This is a genomic window from Streptomyces sp. NPDC058665, from assembly GCF_042714995.1.
Lineage (GTDB): Bacteria > Actinomycetota > Actinomycetes > Streptomycetales > Streptomycetaceae > Streptomyces.
The window spans coordinates 49,393-71,958 of sequence record NZ_JBHXRX010000032.1; the positions used below are offsets into that span (position 1 = coordinate 49,393).

Sequence of the window (22,566 nt, forward strand, 5' to 3'; positions counted from 1 at the left end):
GGGCGGGTACGGGAAGCCGCCCGTACCCCGCCGGGCCGGTGGGGACCACCGGCGCCCCGGGATCAGGCGGTGAACCGGTGGCGCCCCGACCCCACCGCGTACACCGCGCAGCCGTCCTCCATCCGCAGGAACCTCGCGCCCTGATGTCTGACGTCGCCCGCCTTCCGCGCGGGCACCCACACCTCCGCCGTGGTGTTGGGCGGCACCGAGCACTCCAGCTCGAAGCCGCCGCGCCCCGACTCCCAGCGGGTGGTGATCGGCCCGTACACCGACGCGTACCGGCCTCCGGCCCGCCGCACCTCACCACCGGGGCGCGGCCTGATCACGATCTCCTTGAACCCGGGCCGGCCCGGCGCGATGCCCGCGACGTTCGCGTACATCCACTCGCCGACCGAGCCGTAGGCGTAGTGGTTGAAGGAGTTCATCCCCGCGTCCTGGAAACTTCCGTCCGGCCTGATCGAGTCCCAGCGCTCCCACATCGTGGTCGCGCCGTTCTCGATCTGGTACCCCCAGCCGGGGAAGGTGCGCCGGTGCAGCAGCCGGTAGGCGACATCGTTGTGGCCGGTGGCGGTGAGCACCGGCAGGAGCCGGGGCGTGCCGAGGAAGCCGGTCGACAGATGCCAGTCCTTCGCCTCGATCAGCGCCACCAGCCGGTCGGCGGCGGGCTTCCGGGCCTCCTCCGGCAGCAGATCCATCGACAGGGCGAGCACATAGGCCGTCTGCGTGTCGCCCTTCACCCTCGCCTCCGCCGTCACGTACGCCGCCCGGAAGGCGTCACGGACCTGGCCGAACAGCGTCTCGTACGGCGCGGGATCCTTGCCCAGCACCCGTGCGACGCGGGCGGTGAGATCCGCGGCGTGCGCGAAGTAGGCGGTGGCGATGACGTCCTTGGGCGTCTCGTCCTCGATGTTGAGCCAGTCGCCGAAACCGTCCGCCGGGCGCAGAAAGCCGTCGCTGTGCTCGCGCAGATACTCCAGCCATCTGGGCATCGAGTCCCAGGACGCGTCGAGAATCCGTTCGTCACCGTACGCCTGGTACAGCGCCCAGGGCACGGTGACCCCGGCGTCGCCCCAACCGGCCGACCCATCACCGACGTTGCCGATGTCCGGGGCGACATGCGTGAACGAGCCGGCCTCGGTCTGCGCGTCCCGCAGGTCCTGGAGCCACTTGGTGAGGAAGCGGGCGGACTCCATGACATACGTGGCGGTGGGGGCGAAGACATTGATGTCACCGGTCCAGCCGAGCCGTTCGTCCCGGGCCGGTGTGTCGGTGGGGATGGAGAGGAAGTTGCCGCGCTGGCCCCAAGCGATGTTGCTGTGAAGCTGGTTGAGCATGGGGACATCGGAATCGAACTCGAAGGTGAACGGCGCGGAGGTGTGCATCACCCTGCCGGTGACCGCGCTCGCGCGCGGCGTGCCAGGGAAGCCGGTGACCTCGACGTAGCGGAAACCGTGGAAGGTGAAGCGCGGCTCGAACGTCTCCTCGCCCCCGCCCTTGAGGGTGTAGGTGTCGGTGGCGCGCGCCGTACGGAGGTTGGTGGTGTAGACCGAGCCGTCCGGGTTCAGCACCTCGGCGTGCCGCAGCTTCACGGTCGTGCCCGCCTCGCCCGACACCCGGAGCCGAACCGAACCGACCATGTTCTGGCCGAGGTCGAAGACGAAGACCCCCGGCGCGACGCGGGTGACCTTCTTGGCGGGGAGCTCCTTCATGATCCGCACTGGGCCGTCCAGCTCCGCGACGATCTCCGTCTCCACGCCGTCGACCGGCTCGGCCGCGAGCCAGTCGGCGTCGTTGAAACCGGGTGAGGTCCAGCCCCTGGTCTCCAGCCGGGCGTCGTACTCCTCGCCCGCCTGCATGTCGGCCGAGACGATGGGCCCGGAAGCGGCGCGCCAGCCGTCTCCCGACACGACGCGCTCGCTCGTCCCGTCCTTGTACGTGACCTCCAACTGGGCAAGCAGCGCGGGCCGGTCGCCGTAGTGGTGCGGTCCGAACATGCCGAGATTGCCGCCGTACCAGCCGAGCGCGAGATGCGCGCCGAGCGCGTTGGCGCCCCGCCGGACCAGCGCGGTGACGTCGTACGTCTGGTACTGCACCCTTTGGCGGTAGTCGGTCCAGCCGGGCGCGAACTGGTCCTTGCCGACCCGCTGTCCGTTGAGGTGCGCCTCGTAGTGGCCGAGCGCCGTCGTATGGAGGCGGGCGCTCGCGACCGGCTTGTCGGCCAGCCGGAAGGCGTGCCGCAGCTGGGTGGCGGGGAAGAACGCGGGCGCCACCCTGCCCCATGGCCCGGAGCCCCACGCGGGGCCCTTCTTCGCGGTGGACCAGGCGCTGTCGTCGTAACCGGCCTGCTGCCAGGGGCCGGACGGCTCCTGGTTCGTCGTCCGCCAGGCGTCGTCCGTGGGGACGGCGGTGGTGCCGTCGGCCGAGGTGAGTTCCAGTACGGCGATGAAACCGGCCGGACTCGCACTGGCGTTGACCGCGGACGCCGCCACGACGTTGGCTCCCGGGCGCAGTTGGGCGGTGATGTCGACGACGGCCGGACGCCGCCAGTTCTCGGCGGGCCCGTCCGGTTCGGTCCGGCTCACCTCGGTGCCGTTCACATGGACGGTGTACGCGTCGTCGGCGCCGACCACGAGCCGGGCACCGGTGACACCGGCCGGGACGTCGACGGCGCGGCGGAACCAACGGGTCCCGGCGGGCAGGTTGTCGGTGGGTTCGCCCTCGGGGAACCAGATCCAGGACGAGCCCTGGAGGCTGGGTGCCCCGGCGAGCGCGGCCGGTGCGGCGATCCACCGCGCGGACCAGGCCGCCGTGCTCATCAGCCCGGTCTCCCACCAGGCGCTCTCGCTCCAGCCGGACACCTCACCCGCGGCGTTCCAGACCCGGACCGACCAGTGATACCGCGTCAGGGGCTTGAGCGCGGGCCCCGCGTACGGCACCAGCACCGACCGGTCCGACACCACCTTGCCGCTGTCCCACACGTCAGGCTCACCCAGCCTGTCGGGACGGGTGGCGACCCGGACCTGGTACGCGCTCTGCGCCTGGCCGGGCGCGTCGGACAGCAGGGGCCAGCTGAGCCTGGGCTTCGGGGAGTCGAGCCCCAGCGGATTGCGTACGTACTCGACGGTCGGCGCGCTGACCCGGAGCGCTCCGGGCCGGGCCTGGCCGGCGGCGGCGCCGGCCGATGTCCCATCGGCGGCCTGCGCCGACGGTGCGGCGGCCGTGGCGAGGGTGGTGCCCAGTGCGGCTGCGGTCGTGGTGGTGAGCATGCGGCGTCTACTGATCACGTCAACCCCAGAAAGATTCGACAATGAATCGATTCACTGGAGTGAAAGTAGGGGCGCCCCCTGGGTCGGTCAAGGAGTCGCGCGCATATTGCCCTACTGGACAACGGAATTGGGCGTCATCGATGAACCCTTTCAGTTCTCAGTGACCCGGTGCCGCTTGTATGGGGCGCCGATGACGGGGGTGGCGATATGCGTGGTTTACGGTGCTTTCATGGCCGGGAGCAGTGGGACCGACGGGAGTCACGGGAACGGTGCCGACGGGAGCTCCGGCGGCGGGGGACCGGAGCCGGCCCGTGGCGGACGGCCCGGTGTCGCGGAGAGATTCGCGGAGTTCAGGAACTCACCCTTCCTGCCCGCCCTGGTGATTCTCGTCATCGCGGCGGCCATGGCGGGACTGTTCGCCGGCTCGTACACGTATGCCATGGCCAACCCGACCCCGCGCGAGATCCCCGTCGCCGTCGTCGGCGCCCCGTCGACAGCCCAGGAGGCCGCCTTCGTCAGCGGTATGGAGAAGGGGCTCGGCGCCTCCCTGGAACTGCACCCGTACGGCAGCGGGCCCGCCGCCCGGCGCGCCGTCGAGGAGCAGCGGGTCTTCGCGATCCTGACGTTCCGTCCGGCGGGCGTCGGCCTGGCCGTGGTGAGCGCCGCCGGAGCCTCCGTCGCCGAACTGCTCGCCGAGACGGCGCCGCACGTGGCACGGGCCACCGGGGTGCCGGTGCGGGTGACCGACATCAAGCCGCTCCAGAAGGGTGACCCGCGCGGGCTTGCCCTCTTCTACATCACGCTCGCCTCCGTGATCGTCGGCTTCCTCGGGGCGCTCCAGCTGAGCATCCACGCGAAGGAGCTCAATCCGGGGGAGCGGATCGGCTTCATCGCCGCCAACGGACTACTGGGCGGATTCGCCATCGCCGCGGGCGTCGACTGGCAACTGGGCGCGGTGGACCTGCCGTTCGCCGAGTCGTGGCTGATCCTGGCGCTCACGATGTTCACGTCCGGGATGGTCTTCACCATGTTCAACACCCTGGTCGGGCGCTGGGCGGTGCTCCCCACCTGGGGGCTGATGGTGATCCTCGGCAACCCGTCGTCGGGCGGCGCCGTGTCGTGGCCGCTGCTGCCCTCGCTCCTCGGTCATGTCGGCCGCTGGCTCCCGCCGGGCGCTTCGGTCAACGCGCAGCACGCGGCGGTGTACTTCAGCGACGACCAGCGGGCGTTCCCCTTCCTCGTACTGGCGGGCTGGGCGCTGCTGGCGACGGGGGTGTTCTGGTTCCTGCGCGACCGCCATCCCGGCGGCCGGGTGTCGCGAAGTGGCGCTTTCAACGCGATGCCTGGCTGAAGATCGCCTAGCATGTTCGCGGAAGGCATGGTGAGTCGTGGTACTGAAAACATTCGGCTGGGCGTTCGGCTTCACCGCTCTCGGCCTCGCGGCGGCGGTGTTCTACGACGGCTGGGCCGCACTCGGAGTCGTGGCGATCCTGACCGTGCTGGAGGTCTCGCTGTCCTTCGACAACGCGGTCATCAACGCCGGGATCCTGAAGAGGATGAGCGCCTTCTGGCAGAAGATCTTCCTCACGATCGGCGTCCTCATCGCCGTGTTCGGCATGAGACTCGTGTTTCCCGTCCTCATCGTCGCGATCACCGCCAAGCTCAGCCCCGTCAAGGCGGTGCAGTTGGCGGTCAACGACAAGGACCGGTACCAGCAACTGGTCACCGACGCCCATCCGTCGATCGCCGCCTTCGGTGGCATGTTCCTGCTGATGATCTTCCTCAGCTTCATCTTCGAGGAACGCGACATCAAGTGGCTCGGCTGGATCGAACGCCCGCTCGCCAGGCTCGGACAGTTCGAGATGCTCTCCGTCTGCCTCGCGCTGATCGTGCTGCTGATCGCATCCATGACGGTCGCCACCAACGCCCACCAGCACGGCGGCGCACACGCCGACAAGGCGCAGACGGTCCTCACCGCCGGGCTCGCCGGCCTCATCACGTATCTGCTCGTGGGCGGGCTCTCCAGCTTCTTCGAGAACAGACTCGCCGAGGAGGCGGACGCGGAGGCCGAAGCGCAGGTCATCCCGCAGCGTGAGCCCGGTAAGGAGACGGCGTCCGGTGGGCGCGGCAACGGCGGTCCCTCGATCGGCGCCGTCACGGGCAAGGCCGCCTTCTTCATGTTCCTCTATCTCGAAGTCATCGACGCATCCTTCTCCTTCGACGGAGTGATCGGCGCGTTCGCCATCACCAACGACATCGTGCTGATGGCGCTCGGCCTCGGTATCGGCGCGATGTATGTCAGGTCGCTCACCGTCTACCTCGTCCGCCAGGGCACGCTCGACGACTACGTCTATCTGGAGCACGGCGCGCACTACGCGATCGGCGCGCTCGCCGTCATCCTGATCATCACCATCCAGTTCCAGATCAGCGAGATCATCACCGGCCTCATCGGTGTCGTCCTCATCGGCTGGTCCTTCTGGTCGTCGGTCCTGCGCAACCGGCGGATCGCGGCGGGCGAGGCGCGCCCGTCGGACATGGCCTGAGCCGTACCCCACGGAGGACTCCATGACCCACGCCGACCCGGCGCCCGCCCCGGACCCGGCGCCCGCCCTCCACTGCCTGGTGACCGGCGCCACCGGCTACATCGGCGGCCGGCTCGTGCCGGAACTGCTGGACGCCGGGCACCGGGTGCGCTGTCTCGCCCGTACGCCCGAGAAGCTGCGCGACCACGTGTGGGCAAGCCGGGCCGAGGCCGTACGCGGCGATGTCACCGACGCCGGCTCGGTCGGCGACGCGATGCGGGGCATCGACGTCGCGTACTTCCTGGTCCACTCGCTCGGCACCGGTTCCGGCTTCGAGCGGACCGACCGCGAGGCAGCCCGGATCTTCGCCGAACAGGCCCACGCGGCGGGCGTCCGGCGCATCGTCTATCTGGGAGGTCTGGCCCCCGTCGGCGTACCCGAGCGGAACCTCTCGCCCCATCTGCGCTCCCGTACCGAGGTCGGGCGCATCCTGCTCGGCTCGCGCGTCCCCACCACCGTGCTGCGTGCCGCCGTCATCATCGGGTCCGGCTCGGCGTCCTTCGAGATGCTGCGGTATCTCACCGAACGCCTCCCGGTGATGGTCACACCGAGCTGGGTACGGAGCCGAATCCAGCCCATCGCCGTACGCGATGTCCTGCGCCATCTCGTCGGCAGCGCCCGGATGCCCGCCGACGTCAGCCGCGCCTTCGACATCGGCGGCCCCGACGTCCTCACCTACCTGGACATGATGCACACCTACGCCGCCGTCGCCGGACTCCGGCGTCGGCTGATCGTGCCCGTTCCGGTCCTCACCCCGGCCCTCTCCAGCCAGTGGATCGGCCTGGTAACCCCCGTACCCGCCTCGATCGCCCGGCCGCTCGCCGAGTCCCTCCGGCACGAAGTCGTCTGCCACGAGCACGACATCGCGCGGTACGTCCCCGACGCACCCGGCGGGCCCCTCGGCTTCGAGGAAGCGCTGGCCCTGGCGCTCCGGCGGATCCAGGACGCCCAGGTGACCACCCGCTGGTCCTCCGCCTCCGTCCCCGCCGCACCGAGCGACCCGCTGCCGACCGACCCCGACTGGGCGGGCGGCAGCCTCTACACCGACCACCGCGAACTGACCGTGGACGTCGGCCCCGAGGCGTTGTGGCGGGTCGTCGAAGGAATCGGCGGCGACAACGGCTGGTACTCCTTCCCGCTGGCCTGGGCCGTACGGGGCCGGCTGGACCGGCTCGTCGGCGGTGTCGGGCTGCGCCGGGGACGCCGCGACGCCGCACGGCTGCGGGTCGGCGACTCGCTGGACTTCTGGCGCGTCGAGGAGATCGAACCGGGCCGGCTCCTGAGGCTGCGCGCCGAGATGCGGCTCCCGGGACTCGCCTGGCTGGAGATGCGCGTCGAGCGCGACGAGCAGGGCCGTACCCGCTACCGGCAGCGCGCCCTTTTCCATCCGCGCGGGCTGCTCGGGCACGCGTACTGGTGGAGCGTCGCGCCGTTCCACGCCGTCGTCTTCGGAGGGATGGCGCGCAACATCGCACGGGCGGCGAGCAAGGATACGGCTGCGCCGGTCCTCGACGGGTAGCCGCGCGGCGACCGACCCTCACGCACTCCGGGGAACTCGCTCGCCGACGCCCGTCCGACTGTGCACACTGGCCTGCGTGGATCGCATGGTGGAGATCGCGAATCGGCTGGCCGAAGTGGGCGGAGTCGTCGGGGTGTGCCTGGGCGGCAGCCGGGCGACAGGAACGCACCGTCCCGATTCCGACTTCGACCTGGGCCTGTACTACCAGCGGCCCCTGGACACCGCCGCCCTGCGGCTGCTCGCCGCCGAACTGGCCGATGAGCCCGTGGAGGTGACCGAGCCAGGCGGCTGGGGACCATGGGTGGACGGCGGTGCCTGGCTCACCGTCGACGGCCACCGCGTCGACTGGATCTACCGTGACCTGGACCGTGTGCGCCGAATCTGGGAGCAGTGCCTGGCCGGGCGGTTCGAGATCGGTGCCCAGGCCGGTCATCCCCTGGGGGTGTACTCCCACGCCTACGCCGGTGAACTGGCCGTCGGGCGCGTACTCGCCGACCCGGACGGCGAACTCCGAACCCTGCGGGAGCGGACCCGCCACTATCCGGAGCCGCTGCGCCGGGCGCTCATCGACAACGCCCGCTGGGAGGCCCCGTTCATCCTGGCCGGTGCCCGCAAGGGCGCGGCGCGCGGCGACGCCTTCCATGTCGCCGGCTGTCTCTTCCGCGCGGTCGGAGTCCTCGTACACGCCCTCCACGCCCATGACAGAAGCTGGGTGCTCAACGAGAAGGGAGCGGTCCGGGCCGCCGGACAACTCGCCGTCGCCCCAGCCGACTTCGCCGAACGGGCACACGCTCTGTTCTCCGCGCTCGGCTCGACACCGGGCACGCTCACCGCCGCGCTGGACGACGCGGAAAGGCTGGCCACCGAGGTAGTCACCGCGGTCCACGATACGACCGGGGATTGACCCGGTTCGGGCGCTGCGGTTACGTTGCCGGACATGCAGCGATCCGCGCACCTGACGACTCGGGGTCACATCGATCTCAAGCGTGTGTGCTCCGCGGCGTGTCACCAGGGCTGACGACTCAGCGCCCACGCGGTCCGGCCGACCTCCGACCAAATGCGTCCCGGGGCCTCCGCCGCAGCCTTCGAGCATCTGGAAGACACCCGTGAGACAGCCGCAGGTGCCCGTCCGTCGCCCACCCACCCCGATACGCCGCGCGGACATCCCGCCGGCCACCGCCCCACCCCGCCGCGCCCCTGGCACGAAGAGTGTGCTGAACGCCGTCCTCGACCATGGCCCGGTCGCCCGCAGCACCGTCGCACGCCTCACCGGTCTTTCGCCCGCGTCCGTGCCCTGCCTCTGTTGTCGCGCGTGAATTCCCCCCGCGCCTGAATTCTCCTCGCGCCACGGTCCATCCCTCGATTCACCGGCGAGGGCCTTCGGCCCGCTCGGTACGCCTCGGTTCACCTGGTCCCACGTGTGCGTACGCCGGCCACCACCCGCACGGCCACCGCCTGCCCAATTCCGCAGATCCCACTTCTCTTCCTGGGGGAGACGTTGACTCTCATCGTGTCGTCGCATCTCACCGCGGGCATCGCCCCGGAGCGCTTCAAGAAAGCATTCCGCCGATATCCGGCGGGCGTCGTCGTCATCACCGCGGACGCCGGCCAGGGTCCGGCCGGATTCACCGCCACCTCGCTCACGTCCCTGTCCATCGCCCCGCCGCTCGTGTCGTTCGGTATCGCCCTCTCGGGATCGTCCTGGCCGACGATCGAGCGCGCGTCATCGGCCGTCGTCAACTTCATCGGCGCCGAACAGGAGCCGCTGGCACGGACGTTCGCGACCAGCGGTGCCGACAGGTTCGCCGCGCCGACCGCCTGGCACCGGCTGCCGGAGGGTGACCCCGTACTCGACGACACGGCCGGCTGGCTCCGGCTGAGCATCCAGCAGATCGTCCCCGCAGGCGACCACCGGATCGTCATTGGACGGGTCGAGGAGGCCCAACACGACGAGAACCGGCGCCCGTTGCTCTTCCACGACGGCCGCTATCTCGCGCTCTGAGCCGTCCCGGCAGCAGTCCCTCCGGCCGTAACCCCCAGGAGAAGAAGACCCATGTCACGCGACCCGGACCGTAAGCCCCTGCACCTCAACGCCTTTCTGATGACCGCCGGCCATCACGAGGCCGCCTGGCGCCTGCCGCGGAGTCCGAGCGACGGCACGGACGTCGAGCACTACAAGAATCTGGCCCGCATCGCGGAGCGCGGCAGACTCGACTCCCTGTTCCTCGCGGACGGGCCCGTCCTGCACGGCGACCCGGGGCGCCGGCCCTCCAGCATCCTGGAACCCACCGTCCTGCTGACCGCCCTCGCCGGTGTCACCAGCAGGATCGGCCTCATCGCCACCGCGTCCACCAGCTACAACGAGCCGTACAACCTGGCCCGCAGGTTCGCCTCCGTCGACCATGTCTCGGGCGGCCGGGCCGGCTGGAACATCGTCACCACGGCAGGCGCCGACGCCGCCCGCAACTTCGGTCTGGACGACACCCCGCCCCACCACGAGCGCTACCTCCGAGCGGCCGAATTCCTCGATGTGGCCACGAAGTTGTGGGACAGCTGGGCCGACGACGCGGTGGTGGCCGACAAGGAGCGCGGCGTGCACGCGCTCGCCGAACGCGTCCGGCCGATCGAGCACCGCGGAGCCCACTTCCGGGTCGAAGGACCGCTCAACGTACGGCGCTCCCCGCAGGGCTACCCCCTTCTCGTCCAGGCCGGATCCAGCGAGGACGGCAAGGACTTCGCGGCGCGCTACGCGGAGGCGGTGTTCACCGCCCAGCAGACCCTGGAGGAGGGCGTCGCCTTCTACAAGGACGTCAAGCAGCGCGCGGTGGCCTTCGGGCGTGACCCGGACGGCATCAAGATCCTGCCGGGGATCGTGCCGGTGATCGGCGACACGGAGGCCGACGCGCGGGAACTGGACGCCGAGCTGGACCGGCACATCGTCCCCGAGTACGCCCGCCGGCAGCTGGCCCGCCTTCTCGGCGTCCCCGACGAGCGGCTGGTGCTCGACGAGGAGCTGCCGGACGACATTCCCACCGAGGACGAGATCGAGGGTGCCAAGAGCCGCTTCACCCTGGTCGTGGAGCTGGGCAGACGCGAGCGTCTGACGGTACGTCAGCTCATCGGCAGGCTCGGCGGAGGCCGCGGACACCGCACCTTCGCGGGCACGGCCGAGCAGGTCGCCGACACCATCGAGCACTGGTACGACAGCGGCGCCGCGGACGGTTTCAACATCATGCCCGCGCTGCTCCCGTCGGGCCTTGAGGCCTTCGTCGACCAGGTCGTGCCGATCCTCCAGGAGCGCGGCCTCTTCCGTACGGAGTACACCGGGACCACGCTGCGCGAGCACTACGGACTGCCGCGCCCCGCCAACCGGCTGTTCGACACGGTGGGGAGCTCCGCCGGCACGGGCTGACGGCGAGGTTTCCGGGAGAAAGGGCAGGCGGGGCCCGGAGCGGGGGCCGAGCCGTACGCGATACTGCGCGCATGCGCATTTCAGCCAGAGCGGACTATGCGGTACGTGCCGCGCTGGAGCTCGCCATGTCCGGCGACGAGGCCCCGCTCAAGGCGGAGGCGATCGCCGCCGCCCAGGACATCCCGCACAAGTTCCTCGAAGGCATCCTCAACGACATGCGCCGGGGCGGGCTGGTGGTGAGCCGGCGGGGCGGCAACGGCGGTTACCGGCTGGCCAAGGGCGCGGACTCCATCAGCGTCGCCGATGTCATCCGCGCGGTGGACGGGCCTCTCGTCTCGGTACGCGGGGTCCGGCCGCCCGAGCTCTCGTACACCGGCCCCGCCGAGTCCCTGCTGCCGCTGTGGATCGCGCTCAGGGCCAACGTCCGCCAGATCCTGGACGTAGTGACCCTGGCGGACGTGGCCTCGGCCGGGCTGCCGGAGGGTGTGTCCGCGCTCGCGGCGGATCCGGAGGCCTGGACCAACCCGTGAGCGAGGTCCCGGCCGACGGTTGGTTTCGCGGTCCGGGACGCGAGTCCACCATATGAACGCGCACTTGGGGGAGCGATGAGTCCGTGCCAGTATTCCTACTAATCCAGTGGGAAAACTAGGGATGTTGGAGGTGGCCGGCACCGTGCCGACGAAACCCGTGGTCCGCACCGCCGCCCCGCACAAGCCCACCGTGCCCGACGAGGCCATGTGGCCGCGCGTCACACGGGAGGTGGCCGACGATCTCGCCGCCGACGCGATCGCCCGCGACCGGGCGGGCAAGCCGCCGTACGACGAGGTGGCACGGCTGCGCGAAGCCGGTCTGCCCGCGCTCCTGACACCGCCCGTCCTTCCCGGCCGGAGCCTCACCGGCCCCGTCTCCGGGCCCTCTCCCGATCCGGACGACCCGGGCGGCCACGGGGGCGGCGGCGGTCAGGGCGGCGCCGACTGGCGCACCGCCGCCGCCGTGATCCGCGAGATCGCGGCGGCCGACGGCTCCATCGGCGAGCTCATCGCGCGGCACTACGTGCTCTCGTGGAGCAGCCGCTTCTTCGGTACGACCGGGGGAGACCTCGCCGCCGGACACGAGCCGTCCGCCGTCGCCCACGGCTGGCTCCTCGGCGGCGGCACCGACCTCCCCGACCCGGAGACCGGCCCCGGCCTCACCCTCTCGCCCACCGCGTCGGGCCATCTGCTCAACGGAAGCAGGACCTTCGCCGCCGGTGTCACCGTCGCCGACCGTCTCGTCGTCGGCGCGACGTCCACGCGCACGGGCGAGCTGCTGATCGCACTCGTGAACCCGGCCCACCCCGGCGTACTCGCCGGTACCGACAACGACCGTCTCGGCCAGCGGCTCACCGGCGCGGGCAGCGTCGTTTTCGACAACGTGCCCGTGGAGGCCGGCCATATCCTCGGCGCGATGCCACGCGACGAACACTCCGTCTCCGCGTACACCGCGCTCGCGCCGCTCGCGCTGCGGCTCGTCCTCAGCCATGTGGCGCTCGGCATCGCGGAGGGCGCTCTCGCCGAGGCCCGTGACGTCAGCCGGGCCGTACGCCGCGCGCCGCGCTCCGAGGCACCTGATGCCGCCACATACGCCGTACGCCCGAGCGGGGACCCGTATCTCCTGCTCGCGTACGGGGAGTTGGCGACCGCGGCCCACACCGCCGCCGCCGTCATGGACCGCGCCACGGACGCCCTGGAGCAAGGGCTGCGCACCGGACGGGACATCGGCATGGACGAACGCGCCGAGATCGCCGTCCTCGTCGCCGCGGCCGAGGCCGTCACCGGCAGGTCCGCCGTCGACATCACCACCCGCATCCTCGAACTCACCGAAGCCGCGACGTCCTTCGACGGTGGCCCGGCGCTCGACAGATTCTGGCGCAACGCCCGTGCGCTGACCGCGCAGAGCTCATCCGTCCACCGGCTGCGCGACATCGGCGACCACTACCTCAACGGAACGCACCCGCCCTTCGCCGCCCGCTCCTGAGCACGGCCCACTCGTACCTGGCGGCGGGCTCCGCGCCCACCGATGGGGCAATCCCGCCCGGGGGAATCCGCATGGGATCGGATGGCGGGCGTCATCGAAAGACGCCCTCCTCCGCCCCGTGTCCCGGAGCTACGCGGCCGGGACCAGGTACGGGACCGAGCGGAGGCCTCACGCACGGGAGCCCTGTTGAAGCTCGGACATGCCGCCGCCGCACTGGTCGGATCCACACTGATCGCCGTCGCGGCCGCGGCGCCCTCGTCCTCGTCCCCCGCCATTCCGTCCCCCTCCATCGCGTCCGGTTCCTTCCCCTCCGGCTCCGCCCGCGCCTCGGCGGTCGCCCCCAACACCGGCCTGGCGGAGTTCTCCGCGGCGTTCACCCGGTCGCAGGCGGCCCCCGAGATGTCGCCGTCCGGCGCCAACGACTGGACCTGCCGGCCGAGCGCCGCCCACCCGCGTCCCGTCGTACTGATCCACGGCACCTGGGCGAACGCCTACGCCAACTGGTCGGGACTCTCGCCCGTACTGAAGAAGGCCGGCTACTGCGTCTACGCCCTCAACTACGGCGCGCCCCAAGGCGATGTGTTCAAGGCGAGAGGCCATGTCCCCAAGTCCGCCAAGGAGGTGGCCACCTTCGTCGACAAGGTCCTGGACGCCACCGGGGCGGAGAAGGCCGACCTGGTCGGACACTCCCAGGGCGGCGGACTGCTGCCGCGCTGGTACCTCAAGTTCGATGGCGGTGCGGCGAAGACCCACCGGCTGGTGGGTATCGCGCCGAGCAACCACGGGACGACGGCCTCCGGCATGGCGACCCTCGCCAGGTCGCTGCGGGTGCTCGACACCACGGCGCAGATGGCCGGACAGGCGGCGAAGGACCAGACGCTCGGCTCGGACGTCAACGCACGGCTCGACGCCGGAGGCGACACCATGCCCGGCGTGCGCTACACGACCGTTGTCACGCGCACCGACGAAGTGGTCACCCCCTACCGCCAGCAGTACCTCGCGGCGGGCCCCGACGCCCCGGTGGAGAACCTCGACCTCCAGGACGCCTGCGCGGTCGACATGAGCGCGCATCTGGGGATCGCCTACAGCGACGTCATGTACCGGATGGTGCTGGGAGCCCTCGACCCCGCGAACGCCCGCCCGGCGAACTGCTTCAGCTGAGCGGGGTCACCGGCCACGCGTGGTCGGAAAGGGAGATGTACGGCCGGAGGCCGCGCGACACCATGGGGCGCATGACGCAACAGACGCGACCTCCGGACCGGCCCCGCGCCACTCCTGAAACGCCCTCCTCGCCCTCTCCCGTCACCGGCCGCGAAGCCGCCCGCCGGAGTCTCGAAGGGCTCGCCCTCGGCGACGCCTTCGGCGAGCGCTGGTTCCCGCTCTTCCGGGACCGGCCCAGGCGTACGCGGAGATCAAGGCCCGCACCATGCCGCGGGAGCCCGACTGGCACTGGACCGACGACACGGCGATGGCGCTCGCCGTCCAGCGCGTCCTCGACGAGTACGGCCTCATCGACCAGGACCGTCTCGCCCACTGCTTCGCGCTCGGCTTCGACGCCGACCCGGGGCGCGGCTACGGGCACGGCATGCACATCCTGCTGCCCCAACTCCTCGTGGAACCCGCGAGTTGGCGGACCCTGGCTCCCACCCTCTTCGAGGGCGGGAGCCTCGGCAACGGGGCGGCGATGCGGGTCGCGCCGCTCGGCGCCTGGTTCGCGGACGATCTCGAACGCGTCGTGGAACAGGCCACTCTGTCCGCCGAGGTGACCCATGCCCATCCGCAGGGCATAGCGGGCGCGGTGGCCGTCGCGGTCGCCGCCGCGCTCTCGGCGCGCGGTGAGCTGTCGCTCGCGGCGGTCGCGGAGGCCACGCCGGAGGGCACCGTACGGGACGGTCTGGCGCGGGCGGTGGATGTGCCCTTCGGCACCGAGCCCTGGAAGGCGTCGGACATCCTCGGCAACGGACAGCGCATCCGGGCCGACGACACCGTCCCGTTCGCCGTCTGGTCGGCGGTCCGCCACCACGACGACCTGGAGGCCGCGCTGTGGTCGACGGCCGAGGCCTTCGGCGACGTCGACACCACATGCGCCATCACCGGCGGCATCGTGGGCGCGCGTACGGGAGTGGACGCCGTTCCGCACGAGTGGCTGGAGCGGCGGGAGGACCTGGGCTGAGCACAGCACGGCGGCGCGGCACCGGAACGTTCTAATCGCTCGTACGTTCGAGTGTGTGGTTATGCTGGACGCATGGCAGCACACGCACAGGGGTCGCTCTTCGACCAGACCGACGAGATCCGCTTGGGTCCGCTCAGGGACGTCCGGCGGACCGTGCTCGGCGACGGCGCGTGGATCGACCTGCTCCCCGGCTGGCTCACCGGGGCCGACGCCCTGCACGGGGAACTGGCCGCCGGCGTGCCCTGGCGCGCCGAGCGCCGGCAGATGTACGAGCGGGTGGTGGCCGTGCCGAGGCTGCTCGCCTTCTACGGGGAACGGGACGGCAGGCGGGAGGAGCTGCCGCATCCCGTTCTCACGGAGGCGCGCGAGGCGCTGAGCGCGTACTACGCCGGCGAACTCGGCGAGCCCTTCGTGAGTGCCGGCCTCTGCTACTACCGGGACGGCCACGACGGAGTCGCCTGGCACGGCGACCGCACAGGCCGCGGCTCCCGCGAGGACACCATGGTCGCGATCCTCTCCGTCGGCGCCCCACGCGATCTGACGCTACGGCCCCGGCGGCGCCACGGCTCCGTCATCCGAAAGCCGCTCGGGCACGGCGACCTCATCGTGATGGGCGGCTCCTGCCAGCGCACCTGGGAGCACGCGATCCCCAAGACCGCGCGTGCCGTCGGGGCGCGCATCAGCATCCAGTTCCGCCCGCGCGGGGTGAGCTGACCGGGCGTTCAGCGGCCTCTTCGGCAACTGACCGTCGCGAAAGGGCCGTCAGTTGTCACACTCGGATCACGCATAGCCAAGGGACGTTCAAGGGCACACCAAGAGTTGGCATGCATGAAAGTCCGTTAATATTACGGACGTTAGCTTCCGTACGTGAAAACCACCCCACACGCACAGACGCCGGTGACGACCAGCCGCCGCGCGCTGCTCCGCGCTTCCGTTGCCACCGCGGCGCTCTCGACCGCCGCCGGAAGCGCACTCATCGGCGGGGCCGGGCCGGCGGGCGCCGTCACCCGGACCCCCATCTCGCGTACCAAGAGGCCCTCCACACCCGCCGCCGCGCTGGCCGAACTCTCGGCCGGCAACCGCCGGTGGCGCACCTTCAAGCAGCAGCACCCGAACGAGTCGAGGGCCGTGCGGCAGGAACTGGTCTCAGGCCAGGCCCCCTTCGCCCTGATACTCGGCTGCATCGACTCCCGTGTCCCGCCGGAGCTGGTCTTCGACCAGGGGCTCGGCGACCTCATGACCGTCCGCTCGGCCGGTGAGGTCCTGGACGAGGCCGTGCTCGGCAGCGTCGCGTACGGCGTCCTGGAACTCGGCATCCCGCTGGTCCTCGTCCTCGGCCACCAGTCGTGCGGCGCCGTGTCCGCGGCCGTGCACGCGGAGGAGACCGGGGAGCCCCTGCCCGCCCACATCCAGTACATAGCCGATCAGATCAAGCCCGCGATCGACCACTCGCAGGAGGGCGACGCGCGGGTGGACGCCACCGTCAGCGCGCAGGCAGAACTGGTCCGTTCACGGCTGGTGGGTGAACCCGATCTCGCCGCCAGGGTGGCTACGGGCGAGCTGGAGATCGCCGCCGCGCGCTACGAACTGAACACCCAGCTGGTCCACCGGCTCAGCTGACCGAACAGGGGCCCGGCGAGGGCCACTTCACGGTGCACGACGGATCGCGGACGGGACTCCTCGTCCGCGATCCCCAAGCTCTGGGCGCGGGTGTTGTTCCGGCGACGCTCTTCGCGTCAGGGAGTCGGGATGCCGCCCGGACGCGCCGGCCGTCCGAAACTCACCGGGACGCCCGGCGAGTACAGCACGCTCACCGGGTCCCCGGCGGGCGCGGGCAGTCCCGCCGCCGTCACCAGATCCTCCGTGCACTCCACGAGATCCGCGTGGTGCAACGCCCAGCGCGGGTGCGCGTTCGGCAGATACATCTGCCGGCCGAAGAACGTGCTGTGCATGCCCCAGCGCGCGGTCAGGAAGTGTTCGAGCTCGCTCGGCTCCTCCAGGCGCCCACCGACCCGCAGTTCGATACGGCTGCCCGCGCCCCGGGGGCCGGGCCAGCGCCGTCTGCTCGTGTACGTGAAGGTGTCGCCGCTCCGTTCGACGCTCATGCGTGACCAGAGATACGGCAGCCGGAACGCCGCTCGCGCGACCGCGACCGGTATCAGCCGCGACGCGTCGAGCGAGCGGAAGACCACGCCGCGGCGCCCGTGCGCGTCCACCGAGTAGAGGCGGACGTTGGTCTCGGGAAAGGTCCCCAGATACGGAATGCCGGGCAACCGGAACCAGCCCACCCGGTGCATCCGGAACGCGACCAGTCCGATGTAGGTCTTGCCGTGCAAGGTGTCAGGGACCGTGCCCGGCGGCAGGAGCGGCGCCACGTCCGCAGGGTCGGCCGCCCAGTGCAGAAAGGCCAGATCGAGCCAGGACTGCGTGAGCAGGAGGCCGGTCGACGCGGTGGGCGGATCCGCCGATATCGGCGCGGGAGCCGACGGGGTGAACGCCATGCCGACAGGATCGCAGAGCCGATTCGCCGTTTGGCGGCCGGTACCCCCGAGGGCTCACGCGTCGGTGCGCTGCCGCTCCCTTCGTCGCGGACCGCCCACAGCCTTGGCCGACGCCGCGTGCAGGGAGCGCAGGGCGAACAGCAGGACGCCGATGTCGTCGAGGTAGACGGGGTCGGGCAGCAGATCGACCGGGCTCACCACATAGATGAGAGCGCCCCAGTACGCGGCGCGGTTGCTCAGCGGTATCCCGGCCTCGCGCAGCAGCGCACGGGTCCGGAAGACCTTGACGAACAGAACGACCGTCGCGATCAGCATCGCGAGGCACGCGACGGCGGCGACCGCCAGGACGAGCGTGAGATTGACGTCCATCGTTTCGGTGGCCTCCTCGGACGAGGGCCAGGGGCCTGTCCGTCGGATCAGTTCCTTGCCTGTCCCGGACCCTGTTCCCGTAACTGAGCACCGCTACATGCGAATTGAGCGGGTTCACCGTATTGGTGCGCACAGAGGGGCGCCTTCTGGACGTCTATAAACTCCATGTATACATCGCGTGTATAGTGATCCGCATGTCATGGGACCCGCCCTGGCCTGGCGTGTTCCGTCCTGCCCGGATCCATTCGGCTGATTCCGCTCCCACTCGCGGTGACGGAATCCGGATGTAAGCACTCGCCCCCTGAGGGCCCTTCTCGGGGCGCGGCGAGAACACAGAGAGAGCTCCGTCATGCCCAGAACCACCACACCTGGCTCCGCCATGCCTGAAATCGGCCCGTTCGCACCCGTGCGCCGTACGGCCGTCGCGCTCGCCGTCGCCCTGACCCTCGCGCTGACCCTCACCGGCTGCGGCACACAGACCGTCTCGCCCGCCACGGTCAGAGGAGACTCGGGAGGTGACGGCAAGGGGCGGTACGGCTCCGTCGACTGCGCCGAAGTCATGTGCGTGGCCCTCACCTTCGACGCCGGCCCCGGCAAGGGCACGCCCCGGCTGCTCGACATCCTCAAGAAGGAGAAGGTGCCGGCCACCTTCTTCCTGCTGGGCAAGAACCATGTGCTGGCCCATCCCGACACCGTGCGCCGCATCGCGGCGGAGGGGCACGAGGTCGCCAACCACACCTGGAGTCACCGCGTACTCACCGATCTCGACCGGGCCGCGATACGCGACGAACTCGGCCGCACGCAGGACGCCATCGAGAAGATCGCCGGTCACCGGCCCACGCTGATGCGCCCGCCCCAGGGCCGTACCAACGGCGACGTCACGGACGTCTCCCGCGAACTCGGTCTCTCGCAGATTCTCTGGAGCGCGACGGCCAAGGACTACTCCACGACCGACTCCGCCCTCATCGAGCGCCGCATCGTCGACGACGCGTCCGCCGACGGGATCATCCTGCTCCATGACATCTACGACGGGACGGTCCCGGCCGTGCCCGGGATCATCAAGCGGTTGAAGGAGCGGGGCTTCACCTTTGTGACCGTTCCTCAGCTCTTCGCTCCGGCGGTCCCGGAGCCAGGCGAGGTCTACCGCCCCTGAGTCCCGGCGGAGCGCCGAATATGAACAGAGTGTTCAACACGGATAGTTGACATCGATATGTGTGTCGACGCATGCTTGCCGTATGCCATCGACTCCTGACCAGCACGTCTCCGACCCCTTCAGCCCTCCCGACCCGGATCAGGCCCGTGCGCACCGTGTGCACGCGTCCCTGTTCCGTATCGCCGAGCGGCACGCGGCGAACGACGCTCAGCGCCGCAGGCAGGCGCATCCGTCCGTCATCGCGCCGCACGAAGCCGTCAGGCTTGTGTCGTTCCTGCTCAGCGGGGCGGCGAAGCGGGAAGCGGACGAGCCGGAGGTCGACCACGCGGACATCACCGCGGCTCTGAGCCTGGTGCCGCGCGCGCGGGGGGACATGGACGAACTGGAAGCGGGGCTGCTCCAGATGGCGCGAGGCCGGGGGATGACCTGGCAGGAGGTCGCCTTCGGCCTCGGTCTCGGCACGCCGCAGGCCGCCCGCCAGCGCTACGAACGGCTGGTCGGGCGTACGGCGGTGGACCGGACAACGGAACACGCCACCGACGGCACCGGCGAGTCGCGGAGCGAGCGGGCAGAGTAGAGCCATGGTGACCAAGTCCATGGGTGACGGGCAGCAGCCCCGCGCCACGCTCGGCAGTTATCCGACCCCGCTCGAACCGATGCCACGGCTGGCCCGCGCACTCGGTCTCGGCGCCGACGACCTGTGGGTCAAACGCGACGACCTCATCGGCCTCGGCGGCGGTGGCAACAAGGTGCGCAAACTGGAATGGACCTGCGGGACGGCGCTCGCCGACGGCGCTGACGTCCTGGTGACGACCGGCGCCCCGCAGAGCAACCACGCACGCCTCACCGCGGCGGCGGGCGCCCGGCTCGGACTCGATGTCGTCCTCGTCCTGTCCGGCGAACCGGGAGCGTCCGAGTCCGGCAATCTCACCCTCGACGGTCTGTTCGGCGCGCGGGTGGTGTGGGCCGGTGACGGCGGCAAGGAGGAACTCGCCTCCACCGCCCGGCATGTGGCCGGGACCCTGCGGGACCGCGGCGCCGTCCCCGCGCTGATCCCCTTCGGCGGCTCCAGCGTGCTCGGCGCCCGAGGCTATGTCGAGTGCGGACAGGAACTCCTCACCCAGGCACCCGACTTGGCGTGCGTCGTGGTCGCGCTCGGCTCCGGGGGCACCATGGCCGGACTGGTCGAGTCGCTCGGGCCCGAGCGGGTGCTGGGCGTCCACTGCGGAGCCCTCCCCGAGCCTGCCCGCGTCGTGTCGGACCTGGCCTCCGGTCTCTCCGGTACGCACTGTCCGCCCGAGTCCCTGCGGATCCGTCACGACCAGGTGGGAGCCGGTTACCCCGTGCTGACCGAGGCGTCCATGACCGCCCTCACCCTGGCCGCCCGCACCGAGGGCATGGTTCTCGACCCCATCTACACCGGCCGTGCGATGGCCGGGCTGACCGCCGCTGTCGAGTCGGGCGAGATCCAACCCGGCCGGCGCACGGTCTTCCTGCACTCGGGCGGACTGCCCGGCCTCTTCGGCCACCGGGAAGCCCTCGAACGGGCGGCGGAGGAACTCGCCGTCGACGGCGACCCGTTGAGCACCTGACGGCAACGGCAACGGCAACGGCAACGGCAACGGCACGGGCTGGGGGCGACGGTGCTCCCGCGTCACGAGTCCGGCTCGGCGATCGCCGCCTGCTGCCGGGCGGTCCGCACCGCCGCCGAGAGGTGGCCGATGTCGTAAGCCCCGTGGTGCCGCCGCCCGTTGATGAAGAACGTCGGCGTCCCCGACACCCCGCTCAGGTCGGCGGAGTCCACATCGTCGTCGATCCGACCCGCCCCCTTGTGGCGCCGCAGATGCCGCTCGAAGCGCTCCGTGTCCAGACCGAGGTCGTCCGCGATGCGCAGTGCCTCCGCGAACCGGAGCGTGCCCTCGCGCGCGAGCAGGAGATCGTGCATCTCCCAGAAGGCGCCCTGGTCATGGGCGGCCTCCGACGCCTCCGCGCCGAGCATCGCGCCCGGGTGTACGTCGGTCAGCGGCAGGTGCCGCCACACGTAGCGCACGTCTCCGAAGTCGGCCAGCAGCTCCCGGATGACCGGCTCGGCCCTCCCGCAGTACGGGCAGTCGAAGTCGCCGTACTCCACGACCGTGACCGGCGCCTCCAACGGGCCGCGGATCTTGTCGAGTTCGGGATCGACGGGGACCGCGAGGTCGATGATCGACTCGGCGGTGCCGAGGAGGGCCCGGATTCGGCGCCGCTTCGGAAGCAGCCCGATCACCGCGCTCACGGCCCAGGTCAGCACGAACGAGCCGAGCAGCGCGGTGAGCGTGCCGATTTTCGCGTTCTCCAGCTGTTCGCCGTCGAAGGCGAGGGTGGCGATCAGCAGGGACACCGTGAACCCGGCGCCCGCGATCGTCCCGCCGGCGGCCACCGCGCCCCACCCGACGGGCGGGCGCAGCCGGCCGCGGCTGAAGTGATCGGCCAGCCACGCGGCGCTGAGGACCGCGATCGGCTTGCCCGCGACGAAGGCGCACACGATGCCCAGTGTGACGGGGGAGGTGAATGCCTGCGACAGCTCGTCACCGCTGATCCTGATCCCGGCGTTGGCCAGCGCGAACACCGGCACGATCACATAGCTGGACCACGGGTGGTACATCCGCAGCAGCCGGTCGTTGGGCGAGATCGCCGTCGCGAGCCCGATCCGGGCGGTGCGTTCGAGCTCCGGTGTCGGCTGCTCCCTGAACCGGCGGAAGAGACCGGTGGCGCGCTCCAGATCGCCTCGGGCGGCGGGGTAGGCGAAGGTGAGCAGCCCCATCACCAGCCCGACGACGACGGGGTCGACGCCGGATTCCCACGTGGCGACCCACGCGGCGGTCGCCAGCACCGCGTACCAGCCGCCCCGGCGTACGCCCTCGTGACGAAGCAGCACGATCACGCCGAGGATGGAGAGGGCCACCAGCAGCGCCACGGGCGCGACACTCTCGCTGTATCCGAAGGTGATGACGGCGAGGGCCACGAAGTCGTCGACGACGGTCACGGCCAGGATGAACGTACGCAGCCCCGTGGGCAGGCGCTTGCCGAGCAGCGCCAGCATGCCCAGCGCGAAGGCGGTGTCCGTGGACATCGCGGCGCCCCAGCCGTGGGTCTCGCCGTCCCCGGCGTTGATGAGCAGATAGATCGCGACGGGCACGAGAATCCCGCTGACCCCGACGAACACCGGCAGCGCGATACGCCGCGCGTCCCGCAACTCGCCCAGGTCCCGCTCGCGCCGGGCCTCAAGACCGACGACGAAGAAGAACACCGCCATCAGGCCGCTGTTGACCCAGTCGCGCAGTTCGAGGGAGAGACTCCGCGATCCGAACGACAGCCCCACATGCGTCCGCCAGAAGCGGTCGTACATCGAGAGGTCGGCGTTCGCCCAGGCCAGCGCGGCCAGCACCGCGGTCAGCAGAACGGCCGCGCTGCCTGTCTCGGTGCGCAGGAACGCCCGCCACGGTGTGGGGCTCTGGCCGTCGCTCTGCGTCTGCCCGCTGAATCCGGCGTCTGGTGAGGAATCCGTCATTTCTGGATTCTCCACTCGCGGGCGG

Annotated in this window: 18 protein-coding genes and 1 pseudogene; 15 read left to right on the top strand and 4 right to left on the bottom strand. The window is 70.9% G+C overall.

Annotation, left to right across the window (positions count from 1 at the left end):
• Positions 1–62: 62 nt before the first annotated feature.
• Positions 63–3,284 carry an alpha-L-rhamnosidase gene (locus ACFWV8_RS21775; RefSeq protein WP_384204530.1) on the bottom strand — a complete coding sequence of 1,074 codons (3,222 nt, stop codon included), beginning with the start codon at positions 3,282–3,284 and terminating at the stop codon, positions 63–65.
• Between the two features lie 211 nt (positions 3,285–3,495).
• Between ACFWV8_RS21775 and ACFWV8_RS21780 the strand changes: the two genes are divergently transcribed.
• The 12 genes and pseudogenes from ACFWV8_RS21780 to ACFWV8_RS21835 all read left to right on the top strand — a co-directional run bounded on the left by ACFWV8_RS21780 (position 3,496) and on the right by ACFWV8_RS21835 (position 16,588).
• A complete protein-coding gene (locus ACFWV8_RS21780; RefSeq protein ID WP_384204533.1) occupies positions 3,496–4,617 on the top strand; it encodes an ABC transporter permease in 1,122 nt (373 codons plus the stop codon).
• A 37-nt stretch (positions 4,618–4,654) separates the two neighbouring features.
• On the top strand, positions 4,655–5,809 hold the full coding sequence (locus tag ACFWV8_RS21785) for a DUF475 domain-containing protein (protein WP_384204536.1): 1,155 nt from the start codon (positions 4,655–4,657) through the stop codon (positions 5,807–5,809).
• A gap of 22 nt (positions 5,810–5,831) precedes the next feature.
• The gene (locus ACFWV8_RS21790) at positions 5,832–7,367 is read left to right on the top strand and encodes an SDR family oxidoreductase (RefSeq protein ID WP_384204539.1); all 1,536 of its coding nucleotides are present in this window, start codon (positions 5,832–5,834) and stop codon (positions 7,365–7,367) included.
• An 85-nt stretch (positions 7,368–7,452) separates the two neighbouring features.
• Positions 7,453–8,271, top strand: a complete 819-nt coding sequence (locus tag ACFWV8_RS21795; protein WP_384204714.1) for a nucleotidyltransferase domain-containing protein — start codon at positions 7,453–7,455, stop codon at positions 8,269–8,271.
• A gap of 606 nt (positions 8,272–8,877) precedes the next feature.
• The gene (locus tag ACFWV8_RS21800; protein ID WP_384204541.1) at positions 8,878–9,369 is read left to right on the top strand and encodes a flavin reductase family protein; all 492 of its coding nucleotides are present in this window, start codon (positions 8,878–8,880) and stop codon (positions 9,367–9,369) included.
• Between the two features lie 51 nt (positions 9,370–9,420).
• Positions 9,421–10,779, top strand: a complete 1,359-nt coding sequence (locus tag ACFWV8_RS21805) for an LLM class flavin-dependent oxidoreductase (RefSeq protein WP_384204545.1) — start codon at positions 9,421–9,423, stop codon at positions 10,777–10,779.
• Between the two features lie 71 nt (positions 10,780–10,850).
• A complete protein-coding gene (locus ACFWV8_RS21810; protein ID WP_384204551.1) occupies positions 10,851–11,309 on the top strand; it encodes an RrF2 family transcriptional regulator in 459 nt (152 codons plus the stop codon).
• 142 nt (positions 11,310–11,451) lie between these two features.
• Positions 11,452–12,795, top strand: coding sequence for an acyl-CoA dehydrogenase (locus ACFWV8_RS21815; RefSeq protein WP_384204556.1), 1,344 nt, complete (start codon positions 11,452–11,454; stop codon positions 12,793–12,795).
• A gap of 186 nt (positions 12,796–12,981) precedes the next feature.
• Positions 12,982–13,956 carry an esterase/lipase family protein gene (locus tag ACFWV8_RS21820; RefSeq protein WP_384204561.1) on the top strand — a complete coding sequence of 325 codons (975 nt, stop codon included), beginning with the start codon at positions 12,982–12,984 and terminating at the stop codon, positions 13,954–13,956.
• A 35-nt stretch (positions 13,957–13,991) separates the two neighbouring features.
• Positions 13,992–14,968, top strand: a pseudogene (locus ACFWV8_RS21825) (ADP-ribosylglycohydrolase family protein).
• 72 nt (positions 14,969–15,040) lie between these two features.
• A complete protein-coding gene (locus ACFWV8_RS21830; protein ID WP_384204565.1) occupies positions 15,041–15,682 on the top strand; it encodes an alpha-ketoglutarate-dependent dioxygenase AlkB in 642 nt (213 codons plus the stop codon).
• A gap of 153 nt (positions 15,683–15,835) precedes the next feature.
• Positions 15,836–16,588 carry a carbonic anhydrase gene (locus tag ACFWV8_RS21835; RefSeq protein ID WP_384204570.1) on the top strand — a complete coding sequence of 251 codons (753 nt, stop codon included), beginning with the start codon at positions 15,836–15,838 and terminating at the stop codon, positions 16,586–16,588.
• Between the two features lie 116 nt (positions 16,589–16,704).
• On the opposite strand, the gene ACFWV8_RS21840 is transcribed toward ACFWV8_RS21835, so the two are convergent.
• Together ACFWV8_RS21840 and ACFWV8_RS21845 are read right to left on the bottom strand one after the other, a co-directional pair.
• The gene (locus ACFWV8_RS21840; RefSeq protein ID WP_384204574.1) at positions 16,705–17,469 is read right to left on the bottom strand and encodes a YqjF family protein; all 765 of its coding nucleotides are present in this window, start codon (positions 17,467–17,469) and stop codon (positions 16,705–16,707) included.
• A 54-nt stretch (positions 17,470–17,523) separates the two neighbouring features.
• A complete protein-coding gene (locus ACFWV8_RS21845) occupies positions 17,524–17,838 on the bottom strand; it encodes a YkvA family protein (RefSeq protein WP_384204581.1) in 315 nt (104 codons plus the stop codon).
• A gap of 379 nt (positions 17,839–18,217) precedes the next feature.
• On the opposite strand from ACFWV8_RS21845, the gene ACFWV8_RS21850 reads away from it, so the two are divergent.
• The 3 genes from ACFWV8_RS21850 to ACFWV8_RS21860 all read left to right on the top strand — a co-directional run bounded on the left by ACFWV8_RS21850 (position 18,218) and on the right by ACFWV8_RS21860 (position 20,583).
• Positions 18,218–18,991, top strand: coding sequence for a polysaccharide deacetylase family protein (locus tag ACFWV8_RS21850; RefSeq protein ID WP_384204586.1), 774 nt, complete (start codon positions 18,218–18,220; stop codon positions 18,989–18,991).
• 82 nt (positions 18,992–19,073) lie between these two features.
• Entirely contained in the window at positions 19,074–19,568 is a 495-nt protein-coding gene (locus ACFWV8_RS21855) for a DNA-binding protein (protein WP_384204592.1), read from the top strand.
• A gap of 4 nt (positions 19,569–19,572) precedes the next feature.
• On the top strand, positions 19,573–20,583 hold the full coding sequence (locus tag ACFWV8_RS21860) for a D-cysteine desulfhydrase family protein (protein WP_384204598.1): 1,011 nt from the start codon (positions 19,573–19,575) through the stop codon (positions 20,581–20,583).
• Positions 20,584–20,645: 62 nt separating this feature from the next.
• Here ACFWV8_RS21860 and nhaA read toward each other — a convergent pair whose 3' ends face one another.
• A complete protein-coding gene (gene nhaA / locus ACFWV8_RS21865) occupies positions 20,646–22,541 on the bottom strand; it encodes a Na+/H+ antiporter NhaA (protein ID WP_384204603.1) in 1,896 nt (631 codons plus the stop codon).
• Between the last annotated feature and the right edge of the window lie 25 nt (positions 22,542–22,566).

What these genes read in the sequence shown, in the direction of transcription:
- ACFWV8_RS21845 (WP_384204581.1), bottom strand. Translation starts at nt 17,838, where the DNA reads ATGGACGTCAATCTCACGCTCGTCCTGGCGGTCGCCGCCGTCGCGTGC.
- ACFWV8_RS21810 (WP_384204551.1), top strand. Translation starts at nt 10,851, where the DNA reads ATGCGCATTTCAGCCAGAGCGGACTATGCGGTACGTGCCGCGCTGGAG.
- ACFWV8_RS21855 (WP_384204592.1), top strand. Translation starts at nt 19,074, where the DNA reads ATGCCATCGACTCCTGACCAGCACGTCTCCGACCCCTTCAGCCCTCCC.
- ACFWV8_RS21840 (WP_384204574.1), bottom strand. Translation starts at nt 17,469, where the DNA reads ATGGCGTTCACCCCGTCGGCTCCCGCGCCGATATCGGCGGATCCGCCC.
- nhaA (WP_384204603.1), bottom strand. Translation starts at nt 22,541, where the DNA reads ATGACGGATTCCTCACCAGACGCCGGATTCAGCGGGCAGACGCAGAGC.
- ACFWV8_RS21780 (WP_384204533.1), top strand. Translation starts at nt 3,496, where the DNA reads ATGGCCGGGAGCAGTGGGACCGACGGGAGTCACGGGAACGGTGCCGAC.
- ACFWV8_RS21860 (WP_384204598.1), top strand. Translation starts at nt 19,573, where the DNA reads ATGGTGACCAAGTCCATGGGTGACGGGCAGCAGCCCCGCGCCACGCTC.
- ACFWV8_RS21790 (WP_384204539.1), top strand. Translation starts at nt 5,832, where the DNA reads ATGACCCACGCCGACCCGGCGCCCGCCCCGGACCCGGCGCCCGCCCTC.
- ACFWV8_RS21830 (WP_384204565.1), top strand. Translation starts at nt 15,041, where the DNA reads ATGGCAGCACACGCACAGGGGTCGCTCTTCGACCAGACCGACGAGATC.
- ACFWV8_RS21805 (WP_384204545.1), top strand. Translation starts at nt 9,421, where the DNA reads ATGTCACGCGACCCGGACCGTAAGCCCCTGCACCTCAACGCCTTTCTG.
- ACFWV8_RS21795 (WP_384204714.1), top strand. Translation starts at nt 7,453, where the DNA reads ATGGTGGAGATCGCGAATCGGCTGGCCGAAGTGGGCGGAGTCGTCGGG.
- ACFWV8_RS21850 (WP_384204586.1), top strand. Translation starts at nt 18,218, where the DNA reads ATGCCTGAAATCGGCCCGTTCGCACCCGTGCGCCGTACGGCCGTCGCG.